The organism is Microcoleus sp. PH2017_12_PCY_D_A (genome assembly GCF_020738565.1).
Taxonomy (GTDB): Bacteria; Cyanobacteriota; Cyanobacteriia; order Cyanobacteriales; family Microcoleaceae; genus Microcoleus.
In genome coordinates, this window is record NZ_JAEQCI010000164.1 from 1 (window position 1) to 9,661 (window position 9,661).

Sequence of the window (9,661 nt, forward strand, 5' to 3'; positions counted from 1 at the left end):
TAACTTGGGTATGGAAGTAATGCACGAGCGCAACGCTCACAACTTCCCTCTCGATTTGGCTGCTGCTGACACCACTCCTGTGGCTTTGGTTGCTCCTTCCATCAACGGCTAAGTTTTAGTCCCAGATAACAAAAAGCGCTCCTAGTAATAGGGGCGCTTTTTGTTTTGGGAAAAATATTTTATAGTTTTTTTTGTTAGATGAATCTACCTTGACCGCTGTTTGCTGGAATTAGGTTTCCACCAGTTGCGTAGAGAGTCCCATCCAATTCCCGGTGGGAGTCACTCCAAGAATATAAGCATCGATGTCGGTGGTGCCAACTCGATAAACCTGGATGTTTGATAAATTCTGCTTCAGCACGCTCACTAAATGCTGGAACCGCTGCACTATCTCCCGTTCCTCTTCGTCGTGCCAATCTTCCTCTTGAGTTGCCATAGCAAAAAACTCGTCAACGCTCACCAATTCTACGGATTCATCGGGGGAGTGTTCCGTAAGTTGGAGGAGTTTCGCCGGGGTGAGTTTTCCTTGTGTTTTCCACTTAACAATCTCGAAGGGCGCGTCAGATTCGCTGAGGAAGAGCAAACCCTCGGTAGCTTGTTTTAGTTGGGTGATAATGGGGTTGGTCATAATTTCTAAGCGATGTTTTAGATTTTCGGCAAATTCGTATCTTCGCTACAAGTCAAGATTGGTAATGCTTGTGTTGCTACTACTCCCCACGTAAAGCATTCCATAATCCCGCCTAGCAAATGCGGTTCATCTCCAGGTAGCGCTAACCGCAGAATATCCTCTCGATCCATCTCTCGCCAATTCTCCGGGCTGATGGTGGCGGCATAGGCTTCATAGAACAATCGGCGCTTCTCTTCAATCGTAAGTGGCGGTTCCCCAAAAGCATCGCGGAAAAAATCGTTGAGCGCTACCTGGGTTAGGGAGCGCTGGAGCGCGAGAGTGGCTTTGTTGCCCTTAAATGCGGCATAGAGGATGAGGGTATTGAAATCATCGAGCGATAGGGTAAGGGCGTTAGAAGCTCCTGATTTTTCCTCCCTGTCCACTCGCACCGATCTATCTGAGAACCCGTGAACCCGATCCCCTGCAAAGCTTTTAACGTTTTGGGGCGAGAACTGAGAACCTGTGAAAGCCACTGTTTGCCGTACCCGACCACCAAACTCGCCCCCGTCAATCCCACCCGAAATTCTCCATTTGGCAGTCGGTAGCCGTCAACTTCGAGCCCATCGAAAAAACGCACTGTCTGACGTTCAACTCTGATTGTTTCTTCCACGGTGTCGCCCTCCCAACGAGCTACTAATTATTTTTCAGTTGATGTAGAGCCTTTCTTAATTTCCTGGTTCTTCCAACTGCACCGCCTTCACTTGCAACATCCCGCGCCCTATCCTTTCCAATAATTCCGATCTGGAAATGTCTAGGGAATCTGCGATCGCATCTATGCCATTGACCGCAGTTGGCGTAATGGAAACCGTAATGCGCGTCTTCATTTCGTTGTACTCCGTCAGCGGCAGCCCTTTTTTTCTCATTTTTATTTAGTATGCCTTATTTTTTTAACTTATACTAGCCAAGCATTGAATAAGTATGACATACAATTATAGTATAATTTAAAAGCGATCGCTTCTACCGACGGCAAATCTGAGGAAGCGACCGCTCTACACCATTTCGCAAAGGTGCAACCGAATATGCTAGCAGAAAGAGCGACAATTTACTTGGGGAGCATTCCCTTAGAGGTTTTCATGCTACCCGACAGCCAGTACGTGCGCTCGCCAAACCCAGGTAGCTGAGGCTGTTGGAAAAACAAAAGTTTCGTTCGGCGACTTTTTGGTCTCTAAAAGCCCAGAAGCTTTACCCTACAAAGGTTTCCGCAGTAAGAAAACCTCAATCAAGGGAAACAATGTTCAGATCAATATCATTCCCATTGATTTAGCAGTTGCATACTGGATAAAGGAGGCAATCACGGGAAATGCGACGGCAGCGCGTTTACTTGGTGCTTGTGCTGCCGAATCGATCGAACGACGTGCCGATAGTGCGTTCGGAGTGCAACGAGCAGAAGAAGAACGACAAGAGTTTATGAGAATTCGGCTAGAAGGCAAGCGTATTCGCCGACGACTAACGGATGCCATCAAAAGCTACATCGAACGCCATCCCGAACTCTCTGAAAACAATCGCAAGTGGCTTACGTCAACGCGAGTCAGCGGGTTACTTTGGTAGTGTTCGGACGCAAAGCAAAAAAACTAGCTGAAGATTTGGGCGTTCATCCAGATGATTTGAGGAATGCGCTAACTCCCGATGAATTAATCCTGCTTCAGGAAGTGGAAGACACAGCGGTGCGACTCATTGACATCCAGGATATCCACCCTGATGATGCGATTCAACAGAGCGCTGAAAGGTTGCTGATTCAAGTACAAAATAGAGCTTTGAAACTGAAATAATGGTCGATCGTGCCCCAGTACAATTAAGCACAACCTCTTCCACTTGGCTTGCTGGAAAGGGGAAGAGGTTATTTTGTGCCATGGAATCTGGCAATTGCTAGTTAGGCTGCTTCTGGCGATTGCGCGGTGCTAATCGCCAAGTCACGCGACCTACTTCCTCATTTTGGTAAAGCTGGCGAACAAATACCTCATATTCGTTTTTCCGCAGTTCTTCAGGAATGTGTACGAGTAACCGCAATTTGTTGCGTGATTTGGCAGGGAAAAGTACCTCACCCAAAAGTCTGGAACCATGTGGGTTAACGGGTATCCGAGCTACTCGACTTTTTTCCTCCAGCTTCACAAATGGCGATCGCTCCTGCATAGCATCTATCAGGTGCAATGGTGCTTCCAGCAAGACCTTTGCTCCCTTGGGCAGCCGCGCCACCACTTCCAACCGCATCCGTCTCGCTCGATCCGGTGTCCCAGGTACGAGGAAAGGCAGAGCAACGTAGTTAGGAGGATCGCCCGCAGGTGGATCGGGTTCGTTATTGACAACATTAAAATTGCGCCAGGTAACATCGTTGTTGTTGCGAATGAAGAGACGGAAGTTATCCCAATCTAGGAACGCCGCAGGTTCGGGAGCAGGCTCGCTAGCACTGCCAATCAGACCGACAAAACAATAATGTCCTGTACCAGGGATACTATCTTTCAACCAAGTTATGGCATTTGACACGGCGAGCAAATTTCCAGAGGGAACATTCGGAATGGTAACGGAACCTACCAATGTCCAGAGGTCGGGCGTAACCAGTGTGGCAACAGGCGACCAGTAAACCGTGGCAACAACGTTTGTAGCAGGCGCTCCGCCTCGGTTGCGGACTCGCACATACAAGTAATTATCCTGACCAGCTTCAGCCTCAAAGCCCAATGTATTGCTATTCTCCGTGCCACTACCTTCGCCGAAGGATACCTGAGGATTTGCTACCGCAGCAGGGAGCAGGATAATATCGGGACTGGCAGAAATTGAACCCGTATGCGGATCGCCTGTGTCCCCCACGAAATCGCGGATATACACATCCGATGACACGTTGAGTACGCTATCAACGATCGCACGCAAATTGGGCATTACTCCAATGCGGTCTACTGGGGGGTTATTTGAGGGTGTCCCAGTAGCTTGGTTGCTGAGGATGGCGCGTAACTGCCTCGGACTGAATCGGTATAAAAGGCTTTCCTGAGCCATACCCTGCAAACTCAGTGCTGCACCCGTAACAATCGGCGATGCACCGGAGGTACCGCCAAAGCTACTTGTGTAGCTGTTTGTCAGATTTCCAGTCCAACCATCGCCTGTTGTGTCGATGCTCTGTCCCCAAGCGTAGCAATCAATGCGACTGCCATAATTTGAGAATCCCAGCCTTACGTGCGGAGAAGTTGAACTCGCTGCACCTACCATGATGGCACCGGAGTCCTTGAAGTCGGTCGTATTGTTTCGGTTGAGAACTTGCTTTCCACCTGCTCCCGTGACCGTATCGAGGTCGTTGCCGCCGTTGCCAGCCGCCTCAACAATCACAATTCCAAGGGCTGTACCCAAACGAATAATGTCAAAAACGGCAGGCTCTATTTCAACGGGTACCAAACTAAATCCGAAGGCGTTAGTTTGTGCTTCTAGAAGTAGTACATCACCAAAGTTGAGCGTGGCAATGGCACTAAGAATGGCTTCAGCAGTGTTGTAAGTCGTGGTCGTTCTCCATTGCGACACCACTCTAGCCGTAGCATGAGTCGCGATGCCAACATTTCCCAACGTGTTATCCACTGCGACAACTTCACCAAGAACTGAGGTACCGTGTCCAAAATAATCCTGGTTGACACCGGAGATTAAGGTAATGCCAGCAGCAATCAAATCCTCGTGATTGAGCGTCCATCCCCGCTCCATGTCTACAAACTGAATACCCGTTCCGTCTCCACCTAGAAATGTCCATGCGTACCTGGCATCAATTCCATCTGGAGCTGGGTCAAGATAACCCTGGTTGACCGAACGTGGGTCATCGATAGCGTTGACAGCAGGTGGTGGAGTTGGCCCTCCTTCTACGTAAGCATTCTCTACGTTTTTCCAGGATGACAACGCCTTTGCTAGCGCGTCTGGGTCAATACCCGGTGGACAGTCCACTACAAAATACCCCAACAGGTTTGGCGGACGGTATGTTGGATCGAGTTCGCTTGCTTGGTCTACTAACGTCCTAATTCTCTCTGGCTCCACAGATACATACAATCTCTTGAATGCAATGCCAGGAAACTCTTTTTCTAAAAGCTCGTACTGTCCAATTTGGAGTCTCTTGATATGAATGGCAATATCATCTTCGTAAGGAAGCTTCACATAATCCTGGAACTTGACCACAACCCGCGAGCAATACCCTGCTATTGCATCCATCCCTTGGATTTCAATGACAATTTGAGTTTCTCCCGATTCTATATTCCATAAAACCGAATTTTCTGTACTCTTGATAAGATTGCTGTCGCGAAAAACTTTGAAAAAGAGGTCAGGTCGTCGATCGTGGAAGAGTTCTTGAAAATAAGATTCGTCAAATTCGATTCGGAAGTTTCCTTGCTCGTCTGTGATGGTGCTGCCAACTAAATCGTTGCAAATCAAGTCTTTGTCCCACGCTTCAACTCGAATCCCTGCAACTCCAAGATGTGTTTGGCAATCGATTACATGACCAAAAATACGAAAGGTTGTCATAGCTATAGGTTACTCTTTGTAGAGATTAAAGATATCGTTGTTCTACAGCTATAACTTCTGTTGAAAATAAGTTACCAGTCGCTTTTTTAAGTGACACTCATTTGTGGTAGCTCATTTGAGTGACACTGATTACCAAGCTGAAAAATTACTAATTCAGGTACAAATAAAAGCCTCGAAATTGCACTAATTGCTTATCATGCCCCGCTAAGCGTGCATCACAACAGTATCGATCGCCCTTATTCTCCTTCAACTTCGACCACCAACTGGTACACGCACAAACTGGGATGTTCGCCAATCAATTGCCAACAATATCCCTCAGCGTTTTGGGAGGGTCGCGCTCCTTGGCGGTACAGGAATATTGGCTCGTTTCTCATCAATGCGGTAAAAATCTCTCGTTCCCTATCTTGCCCGCCATCCCAGATGAGGTGAGATGAGCCGAAGTACCCAGCGCCCATCAAACTGGCAAAGAGCCATTCCATCAGGGCTTGCTGCTGCTCTTGGTTAAGCGTGGATTGACCGTAGCTGTCGATTATGGGTATTTTGGATTTGGGCTTGAGCGATGCGATGAGGGCGGTGGCGAGGTTGAGGTACTTTTTCATTAGCGGTTGGCGTAGGTTCTTATCTGAATCGGTACGACAAGGGGTGTTTTGTTAGCGGCATCAATTCGATACGTTACTTCGCTAAGCTGTCAAACATCTAAACTGCATTAACTCGCGTTACCTTTATTTTTTATTTTTCGGTTCCATTTCATAATGAGTCCTCCTTCATTTAACAGTTTATGTAACAGTGATTCTAGTTTTTCAATCGATTCAAATAATCTATTGGCAACATATTCCTTGGCGGAATGCCATACTAATTCAATCAAGTTATAGTCAGGGCTATACTTTAAAAACTCTAGGATTAGATTCGGCATCTCTGACGCTATTTTCTGCAAAGTCTCTGCTTTTTTATGAAAACTAGCATTGTCCAAAATTATCACAAACTTACAACCTTTATCTTCAAAATCTTCCGCTAAATTTCCTTGCAATATCCACTCTGCTCTTAAATCTTCATAAAAAAATTTTAACACGGCATAAAAATTAGCAGAATTCCCAGATGGAATAAAATCTACCCATCTTTTTTTATCTGAATATCTCACTCCACCCATAACATTAATACGACCTTTTCGTCGATCTCCTCGAAGGTTATTTCTAGTCCCCTTTTTACACCAGTTCTTCCTTCTAATCACTATTAAACTAAATCTACTTTCGTCCCAAAACCATACCTGCAAAAGGTTAAAAGATTCCTTTTTTATTCTTAAATACTCAACTAATTTATCTTTAAATAAGCTCCTTTCTACGGCATTTTGCTTATCCTCTAAGCTGTATTTACCCCATAGGTAAACATACTTTTTTGCTTTTAGAATTCTCCTAACTTGGGTACTAATCAGCTCTATTCCTGTCTTTTTTGCTAAATATATTGCAAGTCTAGCTGTTGTCCATCTCCCGAATTCATAGCCATATTTCTCGGGTTCTACTTCTATTGTCTGTAAAAGTAAATTAATATACTCTTCTGTAGCTTTCCGGTAATTACCCTTCATCCTATTATCTTTAAAACTGTCTAAGTTTTCGAGATCACCATGGATTGTCCAATAAGCAATTTTTCTCAGAGAGCATCCTATTAATTCAGCAGTTTGAGCTTGTGTATTGCCGCTATTTAGCAATAAAAAAATTAATGCTATGAAGCCGAATGTCTGGAGGTTCATGCTCCTTTAATACTTGTTGAAGAGTTTCTCTTGTCTCGGAACTCAGGAAGTTATTGCTAGGCATTGACTTTTTATAAAAATAGTTATATTGTATTATTATACAATATGCGTTTTAAATGCACAACAGCTTAGTTCGAGAAGCACAGCGAGCGAGCATCTTGCGGGGTGTAAATTAAAGAAAGAGTTGGAGCTTGCATAATTTGCAGTTATTGATTTTCAATATGCCAGATAGTTTGCGATTGTTAAGCATATCGCAAACATTTTAGGGCAATCGGGCGATCTAAGTCCCAACGAAAAATCTAGAAGCTCAGGCTGCAACATCACAACTGCCCTGACTTTTAGATTGCCAAACACTGATATAATTCATGATAGCCGTTACTAATATATTTTTGTTCCGATATATGCTAACAGAAGCGGAAATTCACCAAAACTTAGAACAAGTTAAAGTTGCTTTCCCTCATCTCACCAACTGGGAATACAACAACGAGAAAAATCAAGAATATTTTGGTTTCTCCATTTGGGGTCAATTCGCTGTTAATCCAAACGAGTTAATGCCTCGTTTGTTCTACATCACCTTCGATATTTACGAGGATGAATGGCAGGGACATTTAACAGTGGGTCAACCTTGTTACTTATGGTCTAGTGCCGATGTAGGAGACGCTCATTTGTTAGACACAGAACCTTGTGAATCATTAGGAGAAGCCGTTGCAGCGCTCAAAGTCAAGATAGCAGAACTGTTCCAAGCTTTTTGAAACAACCAGCAATTTGTGATGTTGAATGATGCGCTTCAATCACCGACCGATCGCCGACCGACCGTAAAATCTGATATCGGTTTTGTACCAATAGGTTTCACCAAAAAACGAGCGGGAAGCCCCTGGCTTTAGACATGGGGAGGAACTTGGAGTGCGGTTGAAACCGCCTTCAATATTTTTTTGTATTGGTTGTTTTGTAGGCATACTTGAATCTTAGGTCGAGAATACTATGCTAATATAAACCAAGGAGGCAAATAGAATGTATGGATGCCAGCAAAATTTAATTAGTCCAGACAAGGACTTGAAAGCAGTCTTAGAATTCTTGTGCAGTGAAGCCTCAAAGTTAATTAATTGTGGGACTTATTATGCCAGACAACTATTCTTCAAAACCGGAAGAATACCGAAGAGAGCCAATCGCTGCATAAAGTTCTAGGAACTGACAATCAAAACATTCATTACAAAGCTTTCTACTCAGATACCGCACAGCAGATATTAACTAGCGTTGCTGAATCTTTCCAGTCCTATTTGGGTCTACTGACTGGAATTAAAGAAGGGACGGTGACGCAACACCCAAAACTTCCTGGATACAGGCAAGGTGGATTAGCACTGGTGACATTTACAGGCAGATCGGTCAAATTAAAAGATGGAATGTTACGATTTCCTTTGGGAAAGCAAGTGAAAGCTTGGTTTGGCATGGATTCGTTCTATCTGCCTATGCCATCTAACTTAGAGCATTCTTCTATTAGAGAGTACAGGATTTTGCCTAGAAATGGATGTTTCTATCTGGAATTAGTGTACCAAAAACCAGCTATCCAATCGGACGTGAACCTTGATTCTGTGTTGATGATCGACCACGGGATGGACAACTGGATAACTTGTGTCAGCAATATTGGAACTTCATTCATCGTAGACGGAAAGCATCTCAAGTCCATCAACCAAGGTTACAACAAACGAGTTGCAACCTTGATGTCTGGAAAAGACAACGGATTCTGGTCGAAAAGACTGGAACGGCTGACCGAAAGCAGAAATAGAACCATGCGGGATGCGGTCAACAAAGCTGCCCGTAAGGCGATCAATCATTGTCTAACTAACAAGATTGGTACAGTCATATTTGGCTGGAACAAGAACCAAAAAGATTCGATAAATCTGGGTAAAAAGACCAATCAAAAATTTGTGCAGATTCCCACGAGTCGGTTAAAAGCTCGAATTGCTCAACTCGGGAATACGGAATCAAATTCGTAGAAACCGAAGAATCCTATACCTCAAAAACTTCTTTTGTCGATGCTGACGAACTGCCTAAATTCGGCGAAAAACCTGAAGGGTGGAAAGCTTCTGGAACAAGAGTAAAACGTGGATTATATCGGACAGCGAAGGGGTGGCTAATTTAATGCAGACTGCAATGGGTGTGCCAATATTGGTCGGAAAGTAGCAACAATACTTGGAATCGATCGAGCGTGGAGTTGGTAGAGGTGATTTGTCAGCACCTGTAAGACTTAAATTGTGGAATACATGAATCCCCTCCCATGCACGGCATGGGGAGATGTCAATTACCAAAAGGCTGCCCCCAATACTGCCAGCACTCTTTATTGAAGGGCGATCGCCACTTGTAAATCAGCTCCGATTCCAATTACAACCGCTGTTTGCGATTAGTCGGCCCTCCGTACCAAAAAGCAATACCCACAGCTACATCCAGGGTATAGCGGCGGTGCAGTTCGATGTAGCTGCCAACGTAGTTGTAGCAATAATGGTTCGCCCACCGTTGTTTGGGAGTGCGGTGAGTTTGTCCGGCATACAACAGTAGACCTCTTGCAAAAGTCTTTTTAATCAAATTCTGGAACGGGCTCTCCGGCCCATTCCACAACAAAAAAAACTTTTTGTGGGATGGGCCGGAGAGCCCGTCTTAGCTATTTTTGCAAGAGGTCTATTATTCTTTTTCTACCAATCTGTGTAAACAAGTGTGTCCTATCTTTACTCCTGTCTGAACTTCCATTTCACGGGCTGCTTTTTCGTAGGAAAGATTAG

11 protein-coding genes and 1 pseudogene are annotated in these 9,661 nt (G+C 44.8%); 5 read left to right on the forward strand and 7 right to left on the reverse strand.

Annotation, left to right across the window (positions count from 1 at the left end; all coding sequences use genetic code 11):
- A partial coding sequence (locus JGK39_RS30425) for a photosystem II protein D1 (protein WP_293297141.1) occupies window positions 1-112 on the forward strand: 112 nt, incomplete at its 5' end.
- 117 nt (window positions 113-229) lie between these two features.
- Here the strand turns inward: JGK39_RS30425 and JGK39_RS30430 are convergent.
- The 3 genes from JGK39_RS30430 to JGK39_RS30440 form a co-directional block, all read right to left on the reverse strand.
- Window positions 230-625 (reverse strand): nuclease A inhibitor family protein, encoded by a 396-nt coding sequence (locus JGK39_RS30430; RefSeq protein WP_293262010.1) that lies wholly within the window; start codon window positions 623-625, stop codon window positions 230-232.
- Window positions 626-642: 17 nt separating this feature from the next.
- Window positions 643-1,137, reverse strand: coding sequence for a hypothetical protein (locus JGK39_RS30435; protein ID WP_293262012.1), 495 nt, complete (start codon window positions 1,135-1,137; stop codon window positions 643-645).
- A gap of 192 nt (window positions 1,138-1,329) precedes the next feature.
- Window positions 1,330-1,527 carry a hypothetical protein gene (locus tag JGK39_RS30440; RefSeq protein ID WP_293262014.1) on the reverse strand — a complete coding sequence of 66 codons (198 nt, stop codon included), beginning with the start codon at window positions 1,525-1,527 and terminating at the stop codon, window positions 1,330-1,332.
- A gap of 295 nt (window positions 1,528-1,822) precedes the next feature.
- Here JGK39_RS30440 and JGK39_RS30445 point away from each other — a divergent pair, with 295 nt between their 5' ends.
- Both JGK39_RS30445 and JGK39_RS30450 read left to right on the forward strand, forming a co-directional pair.
- Window positions 1,823-2,212, forward strand: a complete 390-nt coding sequence (locus tag JGK39_RS30445; RefSeq protein ID WP_293262016.1) for a hypothetical protein — start codon at window positions 1,823-1,825, stop codon at window positions 2,210-2,212.
- The gene (locus JGK39_RS30450) at window positions 2,173-2,433 is read left to right on the forward strand and encodes a hypothetical protein (RefSeq protein ID WP_293262018.1); all 261 of its coding nucleotides are present in this window, start codon (window positions 2,173-2,175) and stop codon (window positions 2,431-2,433) included. The genes JGK39_RS30445 and JGK39_RS30450 overlap by 40 nt, the downstream gene beginning before the upstream one ends.
- Before the next feature lie 97 nt (window positions 2,434-2,530).
- Here the strand turns inward: JGK39_RS30450 and JGK39_RS30455 are convergent, their stop codons facing one another.
- The 3 genes and pseudogenes from JGK39_RS30455 to JGK39_RS30465 form a co-directional block, all read right to left on the reverse strand.
- Window positions 2,531-5,143 carry a S8 family serine peptidase gene (locus tag JGK39_RS30455; RefSeq protein WP_293262020.1) on the reverse strand — a complete coding sequence of 871 codons (2,613 nt, stop codon included), beginning with the start codon at window positions 5,141-5,143 and terminating at the stop codon, window positions 2,531-2,533.
- A 236-nt stretch (window positions 5,144-5,379) separates the two neighbouring features.
- Window positions 5,380-5,742, reverse strand: coding sequence for a hypothetical protein (locus JGK39_RS30460; protein WP_293262022.1), 363 nt, complete (start codon window positions 5,740-5,742; stop codon window positions 5,380-5,382).
- A 107-nt stretch (window positions 5,743-5,849) separates the two neighbouring features.
- Window positions 5,850-6,951 (reverse strand): annotated as a pseudogene (locus JGK39_RS30465) (IS630 family transposase).
- A gap of 301 nt (window positions 6,952-7,252) precedes the next feature.
- On the opposite strand from JGK39_RS30465, the gene JGK39_RS30470 reads away from it, so the two are divergent.
- Complete coding sequence (locus JGK39_RS30470; protein ID WP_293262620.1) at window positions 7,253-7,639, forward strand: hypothetical protein; 387 nt, start codon at window positions 7,253-7,255, stop codon at window positions 7,637-7,639.
- A gap of 351 nt (window positions 7,640-7,990) precedes the next feature.
- On the forward strand, window positions 7,991-8,881 hold the full coding sequence (locus JGK39_RS30475) for a transposase (protein ID WP_293262623.1): 891 nt from the start codon (window positions 7,991-7,993) through the stop codon (window positions 8,879-8,881).
- 385 nt (window positions 8,882-9,266) lie between these two features.
- Here JGK39_RS30475 and JGK39_RS30480 read toward each other — a convergent pair whose 3' ends face one another.
- Window positions 9,267-9,434 (reverse strand): hypothetical protein, encoded by a 168-nt coding sequence (locus JGK39_RS30480; RefSeq protein WP_293262626.1) that lies wholly within the window; start codon window positions 9,432-9,434, stop codon window positions 9,267-9,269.
- Window positions 9,435-9,661: the final 227 nt, after the last annotated feature.

Bases quoted from the DNA above. Each gene is read 5' to 3' on its own strand.
- JGK39_RS30455 (WP_293262020.1), bottom strand. From the start codon at position 5,143: ATGACAACCTTTCGTATTTTTGGTCATGTAATCGATTGCCAAACACAT.
- JGK39_RS30470 (WP_293262620.1), top strand. From the start codon at position 7,253: ATGATAGCCGTTACTAATATATTTTTGTTCCGATATATGCTAACAGAA.
- JGK39_RS30460 (WP_293262022.1), bottom strand. From the start codon at position 5,742: ATGAAAAAGTACCTCAACCTCGCCACCGCCCTCATCGCATCGCTCAAG.
- JGK39_RS30430 (WP_293262010.1), bottom strand. From the start codon at position 625: ATGACCAACCCCATTATCACCCAACTAAAACAAGCTACCGAGGGTTTG.
- JGK39_RS30440 (WP_293262014.1), bottom strand. From the start codon at position 1,527: ATGAGAAAAAAAGGGCTGCCGCTGACGGAGTACAACGAAATGAAGACG.